A 19,756-nucleotide genomic window follows, 5' to 3' on the forward strand; every position below is an offset into this window, starting at 1 on the left:
GCCGGCGACGCTGAGCGGCGCGGACGAGGTGAGCCTGCCGGTGTCGGCGGTGTGCGGGGTCGCTCTGCTCGCCCTCGCCGCCGCGGGGTGGCGGACCGCCTCGGGACCGCGCCCGCGGCAGCGCGCGAGGACCAGGGGGAGTGCGCGCGGGACTGAACGACGGGACACGCGCGTCCGCGGCGGTGCCCCGACCCGGTCCACCCCGCCGTCCCGCGGCACGGGTCCGGCTCGCAGCGCACGTGTCCGCGCAGGACCCGGTCACCGGGGGCCGTCGTCGGTTCCCGCCGGGTCCTCGGGCAGCAGCGGACCGAGCGGGCCGAGGTCGATGTTCAGGTCCTCGCTGGTGAACCCGAAGTGGTCCTTGAGCTCCTGCATCGCCTGGGCCAGTTTCATCAGGGCCAGGCCCAGTTCCTCGACCTGCTCCTCGGAGAGGTCCTCGTCCTCGACGCGGCGCAACGCCTGCCGTTCCATCAGCTGGCGGATCAGCTCCACGACCGTCAGCACCAGGCGCACCAGGTCCCGCCGCACCGACTCGGCGTCGGTCTCGATCCGGTCCGGCAACCGGCTCGGCCGGTCCGCGGGCTCAGCCATCGCAGCCCTCCTGCTCCGCCGCCCGTTGCACCGAGCTGATGATCGCCCGCAGCGAGACCCGCACCAGGTCGACCTCGGCCAGCGAGATCGTCACGTCACCGGTGATCACCACGCCGCCGGCCAGCAACCGGTCGAGCAGGTCGACCAGCGCGACGTCGCGGGGGCCGCGCAGCTCGACCACGCCGGGTTCGCGGTCACCGGTGGTCACGTTTCCCCCTCGTGCTGGACGGTCGCGAACGAGTACGGCGGCCACGGTCCGGTGAGTTCCAGCCGCAGCGCGGTGTGCTCGCGGGCGAGTTCGTGCACCGCCCCGGTGAACTCCTCGTCGCGGGTGCCGTCGACGAGGTACGCGCCGTTGAGCACCATCACGCCGCGGTATCCCGCCAGCTCGCGGCTCTGCGGCCGGTGCGTGCGGGCCTGCGCGGCGAGCCCGGCCAGCGCCGCGTGGACCTCGCCCGCCTGCCGCACCGCGTCCTGCTTCGCCCGTTCCGCGGTGTCCCGGCGCTCGCGCACCCGGCGCAGGTACGTCGCGCCGGGACGGCCGGTGCCCGCCGTTCCCGCGGGTTCGCGTTCTTCGGCAGCGGTGAGCTCGGCGTACGCCTTGACACCCCACTCCGTGCGCCCGGCGACCTGGTCGAGCAGCTCGCCGAACAGCTCGGCGCGTTCGGCGAGGCAGGCGCGCACCCGGTCGTCGCCGTAGAACACCGTCGCCCGCCCCATCGGGACCACGGCCGCCTCCTCGGCGACCGCCTCGACGCCCTGGTTGTGGGTGCGCGCGGTGCTGTTCAGCCAGTCGACGTCCTCCAGGTTCCGGCGCAGCGCCGACTCGCCGAACTCGTCCTCGGCGACGTCGCTGGCCACGGCCGCGAGTTCGCCGTGCTCCACCCGGCGCAGCTCGGCGCCGCCGAAGCCCTGCGAGCCGGGCGGCGGGCCGCCGGCCGACCGGTGGACGACCGCGTAGACGTAGGTCAGCGGTTCAGCCACGGTCGCGTTCCTCCTGCTCGTCGGCGAGCGCGTCGTCCTGCGGCCGTTCGCCGGACTCCAGTTCCCGGACCCGCCGCTGCAACCGCCGGTTCTCCTCGGCGAGTTCGTGGTGCCCGGACGACAGCGTCGGATCGTGCTCCCACCAGTCGATGCCCATCTCGCGGGCCCGCTCCACCGAGGCCACGACGAGTCGCAGCTTGATGGTGAGCAGTTCGATGTCGAGCAGGTTCACCCGGATGTCGCCGGCGAGGACGATCCCCTTGTCCAGCACCCGTTCCAGGATGTCGGCCAGGTTCGCCGCCTCCGGCCGGGCGGGAGCACCGCCCCGCTCGTACCGGTCGGGAACCCGGCCGCCGTACGGATCGGTCATTCAGGCGTCCTCCTCGATCACTCCGCGTCGCCGTGCCCCCTCGCGTACCGGCTGACCCTGCGGTAGGACACCAGCTCGCCGGTCTCGTCCAGCTCCGCCTCGTACACGGCCATCACGTCCGTGCTGTCCGGAACCCGGTGGCTTTCCACCACTTCCACCCCGACCCGCCAACCGTCGGCGGACCGCTCCAGCGCCGTGACGCCCTCGGCGTCGCGGCCGGTGAGCTCCCGCACCTGGCGCACCGCGAGCCGGGCCGCCTCGTTGGCGCGCAGCGACGTCCCGCTGCGGCGCGCCGCGGAGTCCTCCGCCGCTGAGCTCTCCTCGCGCTCCGCGACCTCCCGGTCGGCGGGCTGCGACCGCTCCTGCTCGTCGCGCTCGGAGCGTTCCCGCTCGTCCCGTTCCGGCCGGTCCCGTTCGGCGCGCTCCGAACGCTTCCGCGGTGTCCGGGTCCGCTCGCGGGATTCCCGTTCGCCGCGTTCCTCCGGCGCGCGCCCGCGGGACGGGCGGCGGACGTCACCGTCCGGGCGGCGTCGCGGCCGTTCTCCCCGGGCCTCGGGATCACCGGACACCCGGCATCACGTCTTCCCCGAGCGGTTCTGCGCCTCCAGAAGGCGGTTCAGCAACGCCTTCTGCAGTTCGTCCCGCTCCTCGTCGGTGATCTCGCCCGCGGTGTGCGCCCGCTCGACCTTCGTCAGCTGGTCGCGCACCACCGCCGGGTCGTAGTACTCCTGCTCCGCGGACCGCTTCAGCTGCTCGGCGATCCACACCGCGGCGTGCACCGGCTTCAACGGCCACGTGACGAGGCTGCTGATCAGTCCCATGTTTCACACTCCGGGGAGGAAGTCGTACGGTGCCAGCGGGCCGATCAGCCGCATCCCGATCCGTTCCCGCCATTGCCGGCCCTGTCGTTCCACGGCGTCTTCGAACTCCGCGATGTGGTCGCGGTCGACGAGGAAGGACACGGACAACGCCTCGTCCTCGCCGGCGACCTCGTGGATCAGCGAGCTGCGCGCATCCGAAGCCACCGCGTCGACCAAGCAGCGCGCGTCCTCGGCGCGCTTGGCCGACACCGCGGCGTGCACCAGTTCGCCGAGCCGCACCCGGTCGTCGTAGGCCGCGGTCGGATCCACACCTCGCAGGCGTTCCCGGAGCTCGGCGATCTCGGGGTCCTCTAGCACGACCTCCCGCAGGTGGGCCTGCTCGATGTAGGTGCCCCGCACCGCGAACTGGACCTTGCCTTCGAGCTGGGACAGCACCGAGCGGAAGCGTTCCTGGTGGGGTTCCAGCAGTTCCTCGGCCACCGCGGCGGCATCGCTGACCACCGCGCCGAAGCGCATCGGCAGCACCTCGGTCTCGGAGGCGAGCGTGTCCAGGACCCGTTCGTGCACCAGCAGGTCCTCCGGCGTGCCCAACGGGCGGTTGATCTCCAGGTCGCTGACCAGCGCGGACAACTCGCCGTGCGAGACCAGTTCCACTTCGGTCTCGCCGCCGACAGCGGGCAGCTGCTCGGGCAGCGATTCCCGGAGCGGGACCACCCCGTACACGTAGAGGCCGCGTTCGACGACCTGCTCGCCCGGCTCGGCGCTCATCGCCGCCGCTCCTTCCGGGAGCCGTGGCCGGGTCGCGCGGGCTCGGTCTCGCGCTCGTCCTCACCGCGGAACTCGTTGAACTTGTCCTTGGCGGCGTCGATCATTCCCTTGGTCTTGCCCGCGGCCCCCGCCTGGCTCGCGCCCTCGGTCACGCCTTCCACGAGCTCGGGCAGGTCCTTGCCGCCCTTCTCGTGCAGGTCGAGCCGGTTCGTGGCATCGGCGAACCGCAGGTAGGTGTCCACGCTCGCGACCACGACGCGGGCGTCGATGGTGACCAGTTCGATGCCGACCAGCGAGACGCGCGCGAACGCGTCGATCACGAGCCCCTTCTCCAGGATGAGGTCCACGACGTCGGCGAGGCTGCTCGCCTGCTGCCGCGAGACGGCGCTCTGGCCGCCCTGCTGGTCGTTGGTTGCCACAGTCACGTGCCGTCACCTGCTCCCCCTCGACCGCTGCCCGGCCGCCTCGTAGTCGCCCTGCTCGTCCTCGTCGCGTTCGGATTCCTCGTCGTGCTCGGATTCTTCGCCGTACTCGTCCTCGTCGGATTCCTCGCCGTACTCGTCCTCGTCATAGCCCTCGTCCTGCTCGGCGTAGTCCGCCGACTCCGACTCGCCGCGTTCCTTCTCCTCGCGGACGGCGTCGTCGTGGGTCTTGACCACCTCGCCGTCGCGGATCTCGCCGCGCCAGCCCTGCAACTCGTCCGCCTCCAGGATCGTCTGGCGCATGACGTGGCGTTGGAAGTGCCGCAGGTCGGACCGGACCCGCCTGCCCTGCGCCCGCCACAGGTTCGCGGTCTTCTCCAGGAATCCCTGCGGGTGGTACTCGATCACCAGCAGGATCCGCGTCATTTCGGGACCGAGTTCGTGGAAGGTGACGGTGCCGTCCGGGTACCCCTTGGGCGCTTCGGAGCGCCAGACGATCCGCTCGTCCGGGACCTGCTCGTCGATCGTCGCTACCCAGCTGCGGTTCGACAGGAAGATCTTCGCCTCCCACTTGAGGCGTTCGTCGGACTGCTGCTCGACGTTCTGGACCTTCCTGGTGAAGGAGGGGAATTCCTCGAACAGCGTCCACTGGTCGTAGGCGGTCCGGACGGGCACCCCGACGTCGATGTGCTCGATGATGTTGGTGACCCGCGCGGCCTTGCCGGTCTGCCCGGCGTCGCCGCTCGACAGGGCGTTCTTGGCCACGTTCTTGACCGCGCCGATCCCGGCGTTCTTGACCGCGCCGATCCCGGCGTTCTTGACCGCGCCGATCCCGGCGTTCTTGACCGCGCCCAGCCCGGCGTCCTTGACCGCACCGAGCCCGGCGTCCTTGAGCTTGCCCCCGGCGCCCGCCAGCGGCTTGAGCAACGAGCCGACGCCGCTGCCGCCGGTGATCGCCTCCACCAACCCGGTGCCACCGTTCTCCGCGTAGTCGGTGAGCCTTCCGGTGACGTTCTGCAGTTTCCCGGTGACGCCGCCCAAGGCGCGCTCCACCACTGCCAGCGCCAGGTCCTGCACGGCGCCCTTGAGGTCGTCCAGCGGAAGTTCCTCCAGCAGGCCGGTGCCCCCGGCCCGGTCTTCCGATCCAGCCATGATCATCGCTTCCTGGTGAGGAGGTGAGGACGTCACGTGTCGGACGAGCCGCGCGTCCGCGTCGAGCGCCTGCCCGGTTCCCCGGTCGAGGTGCTGCGGCGGGCCGGTCGGCGGTTGCGTCCGGAGCAGTCACCACCCGACGAGGCCGTCGACTCGGAGCGGGACGGCTCGGTCTGCTCCTGCTCCTGCTCTTGCTCCTGGTCCTGGTCCTGGGCGCGCTGCTCGGGCACCGCTCCCGCACCGCCGCGTCCGGAACGGATGCGACCGGCGCGTTCGGTGAGGCTTTCCCCGAGTTCGTCGATCTTGTTGGCCGCCGCGGCGGTCACCGCGGCCTTGGCCGCGTCGGTCAGGTGCGACCGGGCTTCGCCGAGCAGTCGGTTCAGCTCGGGCGAGGCCGCGAGCGCCTTGTTCGCCTGCCGCAGGAGCTCCACCGGATCGGTGGTGATCCGGCGTCCCACCAGCAGGCCGCCCACCGCGATCGCCAGCTTCATCTTGCGACTGCGCCCCAGGAGGTAACCGAGTGCGACGGCTGTCGCGATTCGAGGTGCCGAGGTCATCGTCGACCCTCCTCGTGGTGAGGTGGTCACTCCACCGCTCCCGCGGACGCTGGCGCCCTCGCGGCGAACGCTCCGGTGAACGGTCCTCTCCGGACTACCCGACCGGAGGGGGTTCACACTTTTGTTCGCCATTTTCCGGTTTCCGCCGCAGGGCGGGAGATCTGAGCGGGCACCGCGGAGCGAGGCGGTCGCCGCGCAGGCAGCACCGTTCCGGCCGCTCGATCGTTTGCCCCCGTTGCCCTGCGGTTACCCGGGGATGGCCAACCGAGCAGACCGAGGAGAGCGGAGGACGGTGCCGTGAGCACTGCGCAGACAGAACGCCAGGAGGCCGCGAGGCTTCCGGAAGGGGACGTGGTCCGCGTCCTCTTGGAGCAGCACGCACGCATCCGGGATCTCTTCGCGGAGGTCAAGAATTCGCAGGGCGAGCAGAAGCAGAGCCGGTTCGACGAGCTGAGAGCTCTGCTGGCGGTCCACGAGACCGCGGAGGAGATCGTCGTGCGGCCGACCGCCAAGAGCACGGCGGGGGAGGCCGAGGCCGAAGCGCGCAACCACGAGGAGCAGGAAGCCAACCACGTGCTCGCCGAACTGGAGAAGATGGACGTCGCCAGCGCGGACTTCGACGCCAAACTGGCGGAGTTCGAGCGTTCGGTGATCGACCACGCCGAGCACGAGGAACAGGAGGAGTTCCCCGCCGTCCGCCAGGGCTGCGATCAGGACAAGCTCAACGGCATGGGCAGCCGGCTGCAAGCGGTCGAGAAGATGGCGCCGACCCACCCGCACCCCACCGCCGCGGGATCGCCGACCGCCCAGGTGCTCACCGGTCCCTTCGCCGCCATGGTCGATCGCGTCAAGGACGCGATGCGGTCCAGCGGCAGGTGACGGGCGCGGGCTCCGGCGGAACACCTGCGCGGGATCGCCAGATCCGGCACCGGAGCGCGGATGCTTCCGCGCCCGGGCGGATCGGTGATCAGTCGCATGTGGACGGTGCACGGCAGCCGCTGGGCGATCGAATGCGTTCCGAGCGGGTGTCGTGATCATTTCGCTGGAATGGTGCGGCCTTCGTCGAAGACGGTACTCGTTTTCCCGGACAAGCACGGCAAAATACGTCACGACGGACACCAGCGGGAGCGGTCCACGCACCTTCGCCGCCGGCAGGGCGCTCGCGCGGGACGGCGTCGACACCGCCGCGGAGCGGGCGAGGCGTCAGGGGGAAGCGGCGCGGTGGCGGTCAGGACGGCGCTGCGCGCCCACCCTCGGTGTGACACCGTGGAGACGTGGCCGACAAGAAGGAAATCACTGGTCACCGCGTCGATCCAGCGGAGGAGCCGTCAGCTGCGTGGGGCTGGCACGGCGGATTCCCGAGGGGGACCCAGGCAGCGGGCTGGGGCACGGTCATCGTCGTGCTGTTCATGCTCTTCTTCGGCCACGAGAGCGTGGTCAGCGAACCCCGCTCGGTGGCGAACCTGTGGCTGATGGGGATCGCGCTCGTCGTCGCGATCGGATTGGTGTTGGATCTGCGCCGGAAGCGCCGCACGCCCAGCGGCGGCTGAAGCACCGCGCCGGGAAGGCCCGGATGCGCGTGGGGCACGTCCGGGCGCGGCACGACGTCTCGGTTCGCCTCAGCGCGACCTCTCGGCGGGTGCTTTCGCACCGCTGCACAGCGGCGTGGGGTCCGCGGTCGCGGCCGGGAGGAGCACCGCCGCCCCCGCGGTGAACGCGAGCACCGGCACCGCGAGAGCCGCGGTGATGCGGCATGTCGCCGACCGGGTGCGCGGTTCCGGCCGCAGCAGGCGCAGGACGCGTTCCGGGACCTCGGACCCGGTCGCGTTCATCGCGGTCGCGGGCACCCGGGCAGGACGGCGCGAGTTCGTGGCCATGACGGTCAGGGCAACGGCGACGGAGCGCCTGCCGTGGCTGCGGCCGGCCCGGTCGTCGGCCGCCCACTCCACGAACCGCGCGATCTCGCGCGGGGCCTCGCGCAGCAGCGGCACGAACGGGAACGCCCGGGCCAGGACGGCGGCCGTCCCCACGCAGAGGTGGTGCTTGCCCCGCAGGTGCGCGGCCTCGTGCGCGATGACCGCAGCGGTTTCGCGCGGACCGAGCTTGCGCAGCGCGCCGGTGGTCAGCACGATCGCCGACCGGCGCCCCGGTACGCAGTAGGCGGCGGCTTCCGCGGCCTCGACCACGGTGATCCGGCGGCCGTCGTGCAGACGGGTCCTGCCGGGGGTGCAGACCTCGCGCCGGTGGGCGTTGCGACGTCGCCGGGTGGCGCGCACGTGCGCCGCCGCCACCCCGCCCAGGCGCAGCACGAAGAACAGCGACCCGAACAGCGCGAGGCTGGCGGCGACGTCGGTGAGGTCGTGCACGGAGATGATGGCCAGCACCGCGCGAGCGCACGCGTGGAGCAACCCCGCGAGGCCGAGACCGCCGGAGAACTGGGCCATGGCGGCCAGGCCCGCGCTGATGACCGAGAACACCCAGGAACTGATCAGCGCCATCCACAACAGCAGCGCGGCGCCGGGCGAGTGGCGCCGGTAACCGCGCATCAGGCGGGGGCCGCAGGCGCCCGCGACCACGACGTAGCCGGCCAGCGCGACGATCAGCGCCGTCATCGGTCCTCCGCGGAGTCCGCTTCGGCGAGCAGCTCGCGCAGCATCGCGGCTTCCTCGTCGCTGATCTCGTCGACGAACTTCAGGAACGTGGCCCGCGGGCTCCCGCTGTCGGCCAGCGCCTGGCGCATCAGCTGGGCCGCGTGCTCGCTGGCGTCCACGCGCGGGCGGTAGAACCACACGCGGCCGATCTGCTCGCGCTCCAGCCACTCCTTGCGGCGGAGGTTGTCCAGAACGGTGGCCACCGTGGTGTAAGCGAGTCCGCGGTCGCGGAGCCCGTCCAGCACCTGGCGCACGTTCCTCGGGCCGTCCGCGTTCCACAGCAGGTCCATCACCGCCGACTCCAGCGGTCCGAGACTGCGCATCCGGCTCCTCCCTTCCGCGCAGGAGGGTAGAGGGTGCCGCACCGGTCGACGGCGGGGACCGGCGGTTCTCCGCGGCGCGCAGCCGAGTTCGTCCCGCTGGGCATCGGGTCTCCCGGGCGTCGTTCGGGTGCTGCCGGGTCGGATACTACCCTCCGTAGAAGATCTACTAAGTTCGGTAGAAGACAACTCGACCGATTTGGAGTGAACGCCGATGAAATCGGGTCCCGGACGGTGGCCTTCTCGTACGACCTGGTTGGTCGTCACGCTGGCGGTCGTCGTGGTCGCGGTGCTGGCGTGGGGCGCGTTCAGCGGCCCGCGGCCGTCGCCGGAGGCCGAGCAGCACGAGCGGGGAGCCTCCCGGCAGCAGCAGATCGCCGACCGGTTGAAGGCCCTGCAGCGGCGCGAGCCCGGCGACCCGCTCGCGATGGGCAGTCCGGACGCCCCGGTCGTGCTGATCGAGTACGAGGACTTCCGCTGCCCGTACTGCTCGAAGTTCGCCACCGGCGTCGAGCCGCAGCTGGTCGACGAGTACGTCCGGACGGGCGTGCTGCGCATCGAATGGCGCGACTTCCCGATCTTCGGCGACGAGTCGGTCGAGATGGCCAAAGCGGGCCGCGCCGCCGCCCGGCAGGGCAGGTTCTGGCAGTTCCACGACGCCGCCTACCGGATGGCGTACTCGATCGACCACGGGACCAGGAAGACCGCGTTCCCGGACGAGCGCATCCAGCAGATCGCCCGGGACGCGGGCATCGCGGACCTGGCCCGGTTCAACACCGACCGCCAGGACCCGGAGGTCGTGCAGGACATCCGGGTCGACCTGGCCGAGGGGCAGGAGCTCGGCGCTTCCAGCACCCCGTCGTTCCTCATCAACGGACAGGCGATCCTCGGCGCGCAGCCCCTGGAGGAGTTCGTCTCGGTGATCGAGCAGGAACGGGCGAACTCGTGAACGTCGGTTATCTGGGCGCTTTCCTCGGCGGTGTGCTGTCCCTGCTGAGCCCGTGTTCAGCGCTGCTGGTGCCCGCCTTCTTCGCCTACGCCTTCGCCGACCGGGTGCGCTTGCTGCTGCGCACCACCATCTTCTACCTCGGCTTGGCGACGACGCTGGTGCCGATGGGCGTGGCGGCGGGCTCCATCGGCGCCGTGCTCAACGAGCACCACAGCACCGTGGTCCTGGGCGGTGGTCTGGTCATGATCGTGCTCGGCGGCGCGCAGCTGGCCGGGTTCGGCTTCGGCTCGACCGCCGCGCAGCGGCTCAGCGGCCGGATCCGGATCTCCTCGGCGCTGTCGGTGTACCTGCTCGGCACCGTCTACGGGCTCGCGGGGTTCTGCACCGGTCCGCTGCTGGGCAGCGTGCTCACCATGGCGATCACCGGGGCCGGTCCGGCTTACGGAGCCCTGCTGCTGGCGATCTACGCGCTGGGCATGGCCGTGCCGCTGTTCGTCATCGCCGCGCTCTGGGACCGCTTCGACCTGGGGCGGCGCACCTGGCTGCGCGGGCGCCAGCTGAGCTGGGGACGGCTGAGGGTGCACAGCACCACGTTGATCGCCGGGCTGGTGTTCATCGCACTGGGCGTGCTGTTCATCGCCACCGACGGCACCGGCTCGCTGGGCGGCGCCGTCGGCATCGACGCGCAGTTCGCCGCGCAGGCGTGGGTGCAGCGGGCCGCCGGAGCCGTCTCGGACCGGCTCGTGCTCGTGGTCGTCGCCGCCGTCGTGTTCGCCGGTGCGGCGCTGGTCGTCGTCCGGGAGCGCCGCGCGCGCTCGTCCACCACCCCGCGGGCCGATCCCGCGCCCACCCGCGACGAATCGAGGGAGTGACCCCCCGGCATGCCGCACCACGCGAAAGCCGCGGCGCACACCGCACTGGTGGCCGCGACCGCACTGTCCACTGTGTTCATCAGCGGCGCGCCCGCCGCCGGGGAACCCGGCAGCTCGCAAGCCGCGACACGGTTGCGGGAGCTTTCCCGGCAGGCCGAGGTGCTCACCGAGGACTTCAAGAAGGCCCAGGACGACCACGCCGCGAAGCGGGCCGAGCTGGACGGGTTCAACGCCGCCGCCGACCAGGCGGACCGGGTCGTCGACCGGGCGCGCGGGCAGGAGGAACGGTTCCGCGCCCAGGTCGACGAGCTGACCAGAGCCTCCTACCAGGGCGCGCGGCTGAACGCGCTGTCCGCGATGCTGGCCAGCGAATCACCGGAGGCGTTCCTCGACCGGGCCTCGGCGCTGGAACTGCTCGCCAGGCACAACGACGACGCGGTGCGCGCGCTGGCTTCGGCGACCGAGCGGGCCGAATCGGCCCGGCGCCAAGCCCAGCGGGCGCGGGTAGGCGCGGCGAGGGCCGAGGCCGACGCGGCTCGGCTGGAGCAGGACATCGGCACCCGCAAGGCGGCGATGGACTCCCGGATCGCCCAGGTCGAGCAGCAGTACGACCAGCTCAGCGCCGCCGAGAAGGGGCTGTTGTCGGGCCGTGGCAGCGACGTCGGTCCCATCGCGGGCGCGGGCGCGGCGGTCACGGCGGTGAACGCGGCGCTGCGCAAGCAGGGCTCGCCCTACGTGTGGGGCGCCAAGGGGCCGAACCAGTTCGACTGCTCCGGCCTCGTGCAGTGGTCCTACGAGCAGGCGGGTGTCTCCCTCCCGGCGTCGACCCGTTCCCAGGTCTCCGCGGGCCGGAAGGTCTCCGAATCCGACCTCCAGCCCGGGGACGTCATCTTCTACTACGGCTCGGCCAGTCACGACGCCATCTACATCGGGGGTGGCAAGGTCGTGCACGCGCCCACCGAGGGTCAGGACGTCAAGGTCGAGAACTACGAGGTCATCGGCGACATCCACTCGGTGCGCCGCATCGTCGGCTGAGCACCGAACGGCCCGGCGCGGAGTCCCGCGACAACTCTCCCCGCAACCCCGGAATACCCTGGGGGGTATATTGCGTTGAGCTCGGGTGAAGGGAGGGGATCGCCGTGGAGCTGAAGCCGGAGATGGTGGGCGATGCGCTGACGCGGTTGCGTCGGGCGCGCGGCCAGTTGAGCGGCGTGATCGAAGCCATCGAGGAAGGCCGCGACTGCGCCGAGGTGTTGACCCAGTTGGCAGCCGTTTCCCGAGCCCTGGACCGCGCCGGGTTCAAGATCGTGGCCAGTGGGATGCGGTACTGCCAGCAGGCTCGGGGAGAGGGCGACGAGCCGCCGATGACCGAGCAGGAGCTGGAGCGGTTGTTCCTCGCGCTCGCCTGAGCGCGCACTCCTCGCCGAGGTGAGGCGGGGACGTGTATCCGGTGAATACCCCCCGGGGTATATGGAGTCCTTGTGTAAGATCAGACACCCGAGATCGGGATGAACGCCTTCGTCGGGGCGTCGCGGCGGGGTGCGCGACTGGTCGATGAGCGTTCGCCGGAGGAGTACGCCTCGGGCCATCTGCCGGGTGCGGTGAACGTGCCGCTGGAGGACATGCCGGCCGCGCCGCAGCGGTTCGCCGGGCAGGAATGGCACGTCATCCGCCGGTCCGGCGGGCGCAGTCGGCAGGCGGCGGAGGCGATGAACGCGGCCGGCGCGCGAGCGGTGTCGGTGTCCGCGGGGACGGCCGAGTGGATCGAGGCCGGTCACGAGATCGAAAGATCACACGGAAGGCCACGAGAGGGAAGGCCACGAGAGGGAAGGAGAGTGCAGCGGTGACGGCGGTGCAGCAGGAGGAAGGACCGGCCGGTGGCTTGGTGGTGGAGGTGATCGAGACCTCGTCGCTGGGGGACCGCAGCTACCTGGCCAGCGACGGTGAAGTGGCGGTGGTGGTCGACCCGCAGCGGGACGTGGACCGGGTGATCGCGGTCGCCGGGCGGCTCGGCGTCCGCATCGCCCTGGTGCTCGACACGCACGTGCACAACGATTACGTTTCCGGCGCCCTGGAACTGGCCCGGCTGACCGGAGCCGAGTACGGCTTGGCGGCGGCCGACGAGGTGCGCTTCGACCGGCGCCCGCTGTCCGACGGCGATGTGGTCGAACTGTCGGCGCGCATGCGGGTGCGGGTGGTGGCCACGCCGGGGCACACCTTCCACCACCTGTCCTACGTGCTCGAAGGGCAGGACGGCCCGGTCGGCGTGTTCACCGGCGGGTCGCTGCTGTTCGGCACCACCGGGCGCACCGACCTGCTGGGCGAGCAGCACAGCGAGGAGCTGGCCCGCCACCAGCACGCTTCCGCGCAGAAGCTCGCGGCGATCCTGCCCGACGGCGCGCGGATCTGGCCGACCCACGGCTTCGGCAGCTTCTGCTCGGCGACGCAGGCATCGGGCGACTCGGCGACGTTGGGTGAGCAGAAGCGGACCAACCCGGCGTTGACGTTGGCCGAACGCGACTTCGTCGAGCAGACGCTGGCGGGTCTGGACGCCTACCCCGCCTACTACGCGCACATGGGCGTGCAGAACACGGCCGGGCCGCAGCCGATCGACCTGCGCGAGCCGGTCCGGGCCGAACCGGCGGAGTTGCGGCGCCGCCTGGAACACGGGGAGTGGGTCGTCGACCTGCGTTCCCGCAAGGCGTACGTGGTCTCGCACCTGGCCGGCACGGTCAGCCTCGGACTGGACGGTCCGATGGTGACCTGGCTGGGGTGGATGATCGACTGGGGAGCGCCCATCACGTTGCTCGGCGAGTCCCGGGAGCAGGTCGCACAGGCCCAGCGCGAGCTGGCCCGGATCGGCATCGACGAGTTCGCCGCGGCGGCCGTGGGCAGCCCGGAGGAGCTGGCGGCCGACCCCGGCCAACTGCGCAGCACGCCGACCGCCACGTTCGCGGATCTGGCCGCAGCGCTGCGCGGCGACACCGGCGGGCTGCCCGCCCCGGAGGTGGTGCTCGACGTGCGCACCAACAACGAGTTCGCCGCATCGCACATCCCCACAGCGGTGCACATCCCGCTGTACGCGCTCAAGGACCGGCTCGCGGAAGTCCCCGCCGGCGTGGTGTGGGTGCACTGCGGCAGCGGTTACCGCGCGACCGCGGCGGCCTCGCTGCTGCAGGCCGCCGGTCGCGAGGTCGTGCTCATCGACGACGCGTTCGGCGCCGCCGCCGAGGCGGGTGTGCCGATGACCGACCGAACCTGACCCCACATCCGCCCAACGCTGCTGGAGGAAAGCGAGTCTGTCTTCGAACTCCTTTTGCGAGGCGGTGCCGGTGGCGGAACCTCAGCGGCCCGCCCGTCACCCGACCACCACCCCCCACGGAGGCGCTGCCGCGCCACAGTCACATCGACTGCGGAAGCCCCTCCTGATGTATGACCAATACACGGCGTCGGGGCTGTCCTCGCGAGACGACCGCTGAGAACCCGCGGCGGTGCCGGTTGCTTGCGTACTCACCGAAAGAGAAAGCGGCTGGCGCCGCTTGCCGCGCCCCTTCCGGGAGCAGGTTCAAAGACAGGCGGAGGTTGCCGGGTGGGACCGGGTCAGCGTGCTGCGGGGCGGCATCACCGGCTGGGAGGACGGAGGCGGCGAGCTCGACCGGGGCCGGGGCACGTGGGCCATGGAGCGGCAGGTCCGGCTGGTCGCCGGCCTGCTGGTGCTCACCGGCGTGGTGGGCAGCACCGCCTACGGACCGCTGAAGTGGATCGCCGGGTTCGTCGGCGCCGGCCTGACCTTCGCCGCGCTGACCGACACCTGCGCGATGTCCCGGCTGCTCGGCTTGTTGCCGCACAACCGAACGTCCGCTGTGGACGGTCGAGCCGCGCTCGACGCGCTCGTCGGCGGAAAGGGGCGGCGGTAGTGGGCCCCGCGGGCACGACCCGGCACCGGTGCGCGGTCCGCTCCTGGGATGGGGGGTTTCGTTGTACTGGGCGGTGATGTTCGGCGCCGTGATCGGCTTGGTGCTGGGCCTGCTCGGTGCGGGTGGCTCGATCCTGACCGTGCCCGCCCTGGTCTACGGCGTCGGACAGCCCTTGCAGACGGCGATTCCCACCTCGTGGCCGTGGTCGCGTTCTCCTCGCTGGGCGGTCTGGTCCCCCACGCACGGCGCAGCGCGGTGCGGTGGCCGGTGGCGCTGGTCTTCGGCGCGGCCGGCACCCCCGCGGCCTTCGGCGGTGCGGCGCTCGGGCGGCTGTTCCCGCAGAACTGGTTGCTGCTGTCCTTCGCCGTGCTCATGGTCGTCGTCGCGGTGCGGATGTTGCGCGGCGGGGAGAACCACGCCGGAGCCTGCCGCACCCGGGAGGGCGGCGTCGACTGGCGCACCTGCCTGCCCAAGTCGGTGGTCGCCGGTGCGGCTGTCGGTGTGCTCACCGGCTTGTTCGGCGTCGGCGGCGGCTTCGTCGTCGTCCCGGCGCTGACCCTGCTGCTGGGCCTGGGCGCCCAGCAGGCGGTCGCGACCTCCCTGGTGGTGGTGCTGATCAACTCGGTGGCCGGACTCGCCGCGCACGCCGAGACGGCCGGGAGCATCGACTACGGGGTGCTGCTGCTGTTCGCCGGCACGTCCCTGGTGGTGTCCATTGTGGCCGGTCGGCTGTCGGTGCGGCTGAACCCCGTGACCGTGCGCCGCTGGTTCGGCTACGTCGTCCTCGCTGTCGCGGTCTTCGTCGCCGTGGCGGCCGTCGTCGATCCGTCCGCACTGGGATGACGGCGGAATCGGTCCCGCTGAACGCAAGGGTGCAACAGGTGTCGTCGCGTCGAGCGCCGCAGTCCCAGTGCTGCGACTGCGCTGAGCAGCCCCGGAGCGGAGGCGTTGCGCAAGTGCGGCTGACGAGCGCGGTGGAGGCGGCCTCCGAGCCGCTTCCACCTGCTCGGAGGCCGAGCGGCGGGAACGGCGCGCGGCGGAGGCGGCGCTGACCGCCCACCCGACGCCCCCGGCGCGCCGCGTCGGGGGCGTCGGGCGCGTTCCGGGTAGTCGGGGGGGGGGGGGGGTGTGTCCGCCGGTTCGGGGAGGTGGGTGCTGTGCCCGGCGGTGATGTGGCGCGCGGTGAGGGGGCGGGGACCGGCCCGCGGAAGCGCTTGCCGCGCCCGGTTTACGAACGCGAGCTCGCCCGGTTGCAGGCCGAGCTGGTGACGTTGCAGGAGTGGGTCCGCAGCGCCGGCGCACGACTGGTCGTGGTGTTCGAGGGGCGTGACGCGGCCGGGAAGGGAGGCACCATCAAACGCGTGGCGGAGTACCTCAATCCTCGCGTGGCGCGGATCGTGGCGCTGCCGGCGCCGTCGGAGCGGGAGCGCACGCAGTGGTACTTCCAGCGCTACGTCGAGCACCTGCCGGCGGGCGGGGAGATCGTGCTGTTCGACCGCAGCTGGTACAACCGGGCGGGCGTCGAACGCGTGATGGGGTTCTGCACCGAGCAGGAGCGGCAGCGGTTCCTGCGGCAGTGCCCGGTGTTCGAGCGGCTGCTCGTCGAGGACGGTCTGCTGTTGCGGAAGTACTGGTTCTCCATCAGCCAGGCCGAGCAGCAGCGGCGGCTGCGCGACCGCATCGACGATCCGATGCGCCGGTGGAAGTTGTCGTCGGTCGATCTGGAGTCGGTCGCTCGCTGGCACGAGTACTCGCGGGCGCGGGACGAGATGCTGGCCGCGACCGACACACCGGAAGCGCCCTGGTACCTCGTCGAGAGCGAGGACAAGCGCCGGGGGCGGATCAACATGATCGCGCACCTGCTGTCCACGGTGCCGTATTCGGAGGTGCCGTTGCCCGAAGTGCGACTTCCCGGCCCGCCGGCGTCCAGCGACTACGAGCGGCCGCCTCGGGAGCGCTACCGCTACGTGCCGGACCGGACCGCCCTGCTGTGACGGCTTGCGGCGGTCCGCAGGGCACGCCTGGTGCGCGAGCGCGCCGAACTGGTGCGACGCCGCTGGGCGGCACCGGGCTGACCCGTCGGGTCGGGCCTTGTGGAAGTGGTGCGGTCACCACCGTGAGCGCATGGTGAAGGGCGCAGGGCGGAAAGGACCCGGAGGTGGGCGATGCCGGAAGGACGCAAGGACATCATCGTGGGTGTCGACCTGTCGGAGTCCTCGCGCCGGGCCGTTCGGTGGGCCGCGCGGGAGGCGGCCGCCCGACGCCTGCCGCTGCGGCTGGTCCACGTGCTCACGTGGCCGTCCGGCGAGGACGTGCAGCGCTGGCTCCCCGAACACAGCGCGGTCTTCCGACCGCTCCAGGAGGAGTTGCGCTCGGAGATCGACGCGGCCGCCGACATCGCTCGCGGCATCGACCCGCAGATCGAGGTGCACGGCGACGTCCAGCTGGGCGACCCGGCGGAGGTGCTCGGGACGTTCGCGCGGGAGGCCGGACTGCTGGTGCTGGGCGGCCCGGGCGACGACGGTTCCAACGTGGTCGGGCCGACACCGGCGGAACTGCTCGCCAGCCGCACCGGCACCGCGGTGGTCGTCGTCCGCGGCGGGCGCGACGAGCCGTCCGCGGAACCGGTGGTGGTGGGGGTGGACGGTTCGCGGGCCAGTGAGCGCGCGATCGGGTTCGCCTACGACTTCGCCTCCCGCCACGGCGGCGAGCTGGTCGCCGTGCACGCCTGGAGCGACCTGTCGCTGGATCCGTTCTTCCGGGTGCGCAGCTGGGAGATGCCCTGGAGCGAGGTGCGCGACGACGCCGAGGAAGTGCTCGCCGAGTCCGTGGCGGGCTGGGAGGAGCAGTACCCGGACGTGTCCGTGCGACGTGCCGTCACACCCGAGAAGCCCGTCCAGGCACTGCTGCGCGAAGCGGAGAACGCGGGACTGGTCGTGGTGGGCAGTCACGGCCGCGGCCGGATCAGGCGGACGGTGCTCGGTTCGGTGAGCCACGCCGTGGTGAACCGGGCGCCGTGCCCGGTGGCGGTTCTCCCGGCCGAGTAGCCTCCGCCGCGGCGAAGTTGAGCTGAGTGCCTGTCAGAGTTCGAAGACAGGCTCTGGGGTGGTGCGGCAGCGATTTCTCGGTGTGGGCGTCCGGGCCGGGGAAGTACAGGCTGGTGCGCCCGTCCTCCAGCCGTGCACCAGGTACGGCGGTCTCCCCGGGGCCGGTGCGCCGGGCACGCCAGGTCAGCCACCTGGTCTCGACCAGCAGCACGGCCGCGCCCGCGATCAGCGGTCGGTCACGTCCCCTTGCGCGCCACCGGCACCTCGTGGCGCGATTCCTTCGCGCGGCGCGGGATCCGGACGGTGAGGATGCCCGCGTCGTACTCCGCGCTGATGTTGTCGGTGTCGCAGTCGGTCGGCAGCAGCAGGCTGCGGCTCATCGCGCCGTAGTGGAATTCGCTGCGCCGACCGGCGCGTTCTTCGGACCGGCGTTCGGCGTTGACGGTGAGCTGGTCGCCCTCGACGTCGACGTGGATGTCGTTGTCCGGGTCCACGCCGGGAAGTTCGCAGCGGAGCACGAAGTCGTTCTGCTCGGTGAAGGTCTCCACGCGCATCGCGTGCCGCACGGCGAACGGCCACTCGGTCTCGAAGAGCTGGAAGATGTCGGGGAGCCCCCTGCTGGGCCGGGGCAACGAGCTGGTCATGACATTCCTCCTGTCGACGAGGCCGCCACGGTCACGAGCCTCGGTGCGCCTGCGGGCCGGTGACCAGGGTCCACCGGCCCGTGGTCGTCGGGTAAGTCCTGGGTACCCGCGCGAGGGCGGAGGCGAACCCGCACGACTACCCGGCTGCTGCCGGTGCGCCGCGCGGTGTCCGACGTCATCGAGGCGCTCGGGTGATCCGCCGCGCTCAGAGCCGGGTCCGCGCCGCCTCCAGCAGGATCGCCCGGCCCGCCTGGCGCGGGGGAGGGCCGATCGGCTCCGCCGCGCGGGTTGCCGGTTCCGGTCGCGTGGTACCCGGGGAGTGGTTCCCGCGACGGGGTGGCGGTCATGACGGGGCTGTGCACGGATCTGTACGAGATCAGGATGGCGGCGAGCTACCTGCGCCGGGGCATGCTGGCCCCGGCCACCTTCAGCCTGTTCGCACGCCGGCTGCCCCCGTCCCGGGGGTTCCTGGTCGCCGCCGGTCTCGCCGACTGCCTGGACTTCCTGGAGCGGCTGCACTTCGACGCGGCCGAGCTGGACCACCTCGCGGACGTGGTGCACCTGCCGGCGGGCGACGTGGCGGCGCTGGCCGAGCTGCGGTTCACCGGCGACGTGTGGGCGGTGCCGGAGGGGCGGGTCGTCTTCGGCGGTGAACCGCTGCTGGAGGTGACCGCGCCGCTGCCGCAGGCGCAGCTGGTGGAGACGGCGCTGCTGAACTTCGCGACGTTCCAGTCGTCGGTGGCTTCCAAGGCCGCCCGGTGCCGGATCGCCGCGCCCGAGGCGGACCTGATCGACTTCGCGGCCCGCCGCACCCACGGTCTCGACGCCGCACGAGCGGTCGCTCGGGCCTCGGCGCTCGTCGGGTTCGCGGGGACCAGCTACGTGCAGGCGGCCCGCGAGTTCGACCTGCCCGCAGCCGGAACCATGGCGCACTCCTACGTCGAGGCGTTCCCCGACGAGCGCGCGGCGTTCCGCGCGTTCGCCGAGGACTTCCCGGACTCGGCGATCTTCCTGGTCGACACCTACGACACCCCGCACGGGGTGCGCACCGCCATCGAGGTGGCCGGGGAACTGCCCCGGGGGATCGGGATCCGGCTCGACTCCGGGGACCTGGGGGAACTGGCGGTGCAGGCCCGGAGCCTGCTCGACGCGGCCGGGCTGACCGGTGCGCGGATCATGGCCAGCGGCGGCCTCGACGAACACCAGCTGGCCGCGCTCGTCTCGTCGGGCGCGCCGATCGACGCCTACGGCGTCGGCACGAAGGTCGGCGTCTCGGCCGACGCGCCTTCCCTGGACCGCGCCTACAAGCTGGTCGAGTACGACGGGCGGCCGGTGATGAAGCTGTCCGCGGGGAAGCTGACCGCGCCCGGCGCCAAGCAGGTCCACCGCGGCACCGCGGGACGCGACGACGTGCTCGCGCTGCGCGGCGAACCGGTCGCCGAAGGGCGGGAACCGGTGCTCGAACCCGTGATGCGGGCCGGTGTCCGGACGTCCCGCGACGATTCGATCAGGGCGGCGCGGCGGCGGTTCGAGCAGGACCTGCGGTGGCTGCCCGAACAGGCCCGGCGGCTCACCGATCCCACGCCGGTCGGCGTGACGTGGTCGGCGTCGCTGCACCGGCGCGCCGCGGAACTGCGGCGAACGCTGGAAATCCGGCACGGCGTGCGGGCCGAGGTCGCACCGCCGTGACG

General features: G+C 72.0%; 26 protein-coding genes. 13 read left to right on the forward strand and 13 right to left on the reverse strand.

All coding sequences use genetic code 11. The features are described 5' to 3' along the window. Positions 1–258: 258 nt before the first annotated feature. From NV263_RS14345 to NV263_RS14390, 10 genes are read right to left on the reverse strand one after another with little or no spacing between them, the layout of a single operon-like run. Positions 259–591 carry a gas vesicle protein K gene (locus NV263_RS14345; RefSeq protein WP_263253720.1) on the reverse strand — a complete coding sequence of 111 codons (333 nt, stop codon included), beginning with the start codon at positions 589–591 and terminating at the stop codon, positions 259–261. Then, positions 584–799, reverse strand: coding sequence for a gas vesicle protein (locus tag NV263_RS14350; RefSeq protein ID WP_263253722.1), 216 nt, complete (start codon positions 797–799; stop codon positions 584–586). Before NV263_RS14350 ends, NV263_RS14345 begins: the two co-directional genes overlap by 8 nt. Further along, positions 796–1,575: a GvpL/GvpF family gas vesicle protein gene (locus NV263_RS14355; RefSeq protein ID WP_263253724.1), complete on the reverse strand. Its 780-nt coding sequence runs from the start codon at positions 1,573–1,575 to the stop codon at positions 796–798. Before NV263_RS14355 ends, NV263_RS14350 begins: the two co-directional genes overlap by 4 nt. Beyond that, positions 1,568–1,945, reverse strand: coding sequence for a gas vesicle protein (locus NV263_RS14360; RefSeq protein WP_263253725.1), 378 nt, complete (start codon positions 1,943–1,945; stop codon positions 1,568–1,570). Before NV263_RS14360 ends, NV263_RS14355 begins: the two co-directional genes overlap by 8 nt. Positions 1,946–1,962: 17 nt before the next feature. Then, complete coding sequence (locus tag NV263_RS14365) at positions 1,963–2,514, reverse strand: gas vesicle protein GvpO (RefSeq protein WP_263253726.1); 552 nt, start codon at positions 2,512–2,514, stop codon at positions 1,963–1,965. A 6-nt stretch (positions 2,515–2,520) separates the two neighbouring features. Continuing rightward, positions 2,521–2,766, reverse strand: a complete 246-nt coding sequence (locus NV263_RS14370; protein ID WP_263253727.1) for a gas vesicle protein GvpG — start codon at positions 2,764–2,766, stop codon at positions 2,521–2,523. Between the two features lie 3 nt (positions 2,767–2,769). Beyond that, a complete protein-coding gene (locus tag NV263_RS14375) occupies positions 2,770–3,534 on the reverse strand; it encodes a GvpL/GvpF family gas vesicle protein (RefSeq protein ID WP_263253728.1) in 765 nt (254 codons plus the stop codon). Next, positions 3,531–3,959 carry a gas vesicle protein GvpJ gene (gvpJ, locus tag NV263_RS14380; protein ID WP_397545626.1) on the reverse strand — a complete coding sequence of 143 codons (429 nt, stop codon included), beginning with the start codon at positions 3,957–3,959 and terminating at the stop codon, positions 3,531–3,533. The genes NV263_RS14375 and gvpJ overlap by 4 nt, the downstream gene beginning before the upstream one ends. 6 nt (positions 3,960–3,965) lie before the next feature. Next, complete coding sequence (locus tag NV263_RS14385) at positions 3,966–5,108, reverse strand: SRPBCC family protein (RefSeq protein ID WP_263253730.1); 1,143 nt, start codon at positions 5,106–5,108, stop codon at positions 3,966–3,968. 32 nt (positions 5,109–5,140) lie between these two features. Then, positions 5,141–5,665, reverse strand: a complete 525-nt coding sequence (locus NV263_RS14390; protein ID WP_263253732.1) for a hypothetical protein — start codon at positions 5,663–5,665, stop codon at positions 5,141–5,143. Between the two features lie 297 nt (positions 5,666–5,962). Here NV263_RS14390 and NV263_RS14395 point away from each other — a divergent pair, with 297 nt between their 5' ends. Together NV263_RS14395 and NV263_RS14400 are read left to right on the forward strand one after the other, a co-directional pair. Then, entirely contained in the window at positions 5,963–6,544 is a 582-nt protein-coding gene (locus NV263_RS14395) for a hemerythrin domain-containing protein (protein ID WP_263253735.1), read from the forward strand. Between the two features lie 395 nt (positions 6,545–6,939). Further along, a complete protein-coding gene (locus NV263_RS14400; protein WP_263253737.1) occupies positions 6,940–7,215 on the forward strand; it encodes a DUF2631 domain-containing protein in 276 nt (91 codons plus the stop codon). A 69-nt stretch (positions 7,216–7,284) separates the two neighbouring features. Here NV263_RS14400 and NV263_RS14405 read toward each other — a convergent pair whose 3' ends face one another. Together NV263_RS14405 and NV263_RS14410 are read right to left on the reverse strand one after the other, a co-directional pair. Then, a complete protein-coding gene (locus tag NV263_RS14405; protein ID WP_263253739.1) occupies positions 7,285–8,277 on the reverse strand; it encodes a M56 family metallopeptidase in 993 nt (330 codons plus the stop codon). Further along, the gene (locus tag NV263_RS14410) at positions 8,274–8,639 is read right to left on the reverse strand and encodes a BlaI/MecI/CopY family transcriptional regulator (RefSeq protein WP_263253740.1); all 366 of its coding nucleotides are present in this window, start codon (positions 8,637–8,639) and stop codon (positions 8,274–8,276) included. Before NV263_RS14410 ends, NV263_RS14405 begins: the two co-directional genes overlap by 4 nt. A gap of 211 nt (positions 8,640–8,850) precedes the next feature. Here NV263_RS14410 and NV263_RS14415 point away from each other — a divergent pair, with 211 nt between their 5' ends. From NV263_RS14415 to NV263_RS14460, 10 genes are all read left to right on the forward strand, one after another. After that, positions 8,851–9,585 carry a DsbA family protein gene (locus NV263_RS14415; RefSeq protein ID WP_263253741.1) on the forward strand — a complete coding sequence of 245 codons (735 nt, stop codon included), beginning with the start codon at positions 8,851–8,853 and terminating at the stop codon, positions 9,583–9,585. Continuing rightward, complete coding sequence (locus NV263_RS14420; protein WP_263253743.1) at positions 9,582–10,457, forward strand: cytochrome c biogenesis CcdA family protein; 876 nt, start codon at positions 9,582–9,584, stop codon at positions 10,455–10,457. The genes NV263_RS14415 and NV263_RS14420 overlap by 4 nt, the downstream gene beginning before the upstream one ends. Before the next feature lie 9 nt (positions 10,458–10,466). Beyond that, the gene (locus tag NV263_RS14425) at positions 10,467–11,492 is read left to right on the forward strand and encodes a C40 family peptidase (protein WP_263253744.1); all 1,026 of its coding nucleotides are present in this window, start codon (positions 10,467–10,469) and stop codon (positions 11,490–11,492) included. Between the two features lie 104 nt (positions 11,493–11,596). Beyond that, positions 11,597–11,866, forward strand: coding sequence for a metal-sensitive transcriptional regulator (locus tag NV263_RS14430; protein WP_263253746.1), 270 nt, complete (start codon positions 11,597–11,599; stop codon positions 11,864–11,866). A gap of 99 nt (positions 11,867–11,965) precedes the next feature. After that, positions 11,966–12,304, forward strand: a complete 339-nt coding sequence (locus NV263_RS14435; protein ID WP_263253747.1) for a rhodanese-like domain-containing protein — start codon at positions 11,966–11,968, stop codon at positions 12,302–12,304. Beyond that, complete coding sequence (locus tag NV263_RS14440; RefSeq protein ID WP_263253749.1) at positions 12,301–13,719, forward strand: MBL fold metallo-hydrolase; 1,419 nt, start codon at positions 12,301–12,303, stop codon at positions 13,717–13,719. Before NV263_RS14435 ends, NV263_RS14440 begins: the two co-directional genes overlap by 4 nt. 343 nt (positions 13,720–14,062) lie before the next feature. Then, positions 14,063–14,374 carry a YgaP family membrane protein gene (locus tag NV263_RS14445; protein WP_263253750.1) on the forward strand — a complete coding sequence of 104 codons (312 nt, stop codon included), beginning with the start codon at positions 14,063–14,065 and terminating at the stop codon, positions 14,372–14,374. Positions 14,375–14,569: 195 nt separating this feature from the next. After that, entirely contained in the window at positions 14,570–15,217 is a 648-nt protein-coding gene (locus NV263_RS14450; RefSeq protein WP_317630426.1) for a sulfite exporter TauE/SafE family protein, read from the forward strand. Between the two features lie 314 nt (positions 15,218–15,531). After that, positions 15,532–16,368, forward strand: a complete 837-nt coding sequence (ppk2, locus tag NV263_RS14455; RefSeq protein ID WP_263253752.1) for a polyphosphate kinase 2 — start codon at positions 15,532–15,534, stop codon at positions 16,366–16,368. Positions 16,369–16,539: 171 nt separating this feature from the next. Beyond that, positions 16,540–17,421 (forward strand): universal stress protein, encoded by an 882-nt coding sequence (locus NV263_RS14460; protein ID WP_263253754.1) that lies wholly within the window; start codon positions 16,540–16,542, stop codon positions 17,419–17,421. Between the two features lie 236 nt (positions 17,422–17,657). On the opposite strand, the gene NV263_RS14465 is transcribed toward NV263_RS14460, so the two are convergent. Beyond that, positions 17,658–18,065 (reverse strand): Hsp20/alpha crystallin family protein, encoded by a 408-nt coding sequence (locus NV263_RS14465; RefSeq protein ID WP_263253756.1) that lies wholly within the window; start codon positions 18,063–18,065, stop codon positions 17,658–17,660. 345 nt (positions 18,066–18,410) lie between these two features. Here NV263_RS14465 and NV263_RS14470 point away from each other — a divergent pair, with 345 nt between their 5' ends. After that, positions 18,411–19,754 carry a nicotinate phosphoribosyltransferase gene (locus NV263_RS14470; RefSeq protein ID WP_263253758.1) on the forward strand — a complete coding sequence of 448 codons (1,344 nt, stop codon included), beginning with the start codon at positions 18,411–18,413 and terminating at the stop codon, positions 19,752–19,754. The last annotated feature ends 2 nt before the right edge of the window (positions 19,755–19,756 follow it).

It is taken from the genome of Saccharopolyspora rosea, from assembly GCF_025643595.1.
Classification (GTDB): Bacteria; Actinomycetota; Actinomycetes; order Mycobacteriales; family Pseudonocardiaceae; genus Saccharopolyspora; species Saccharopolyspora rosea.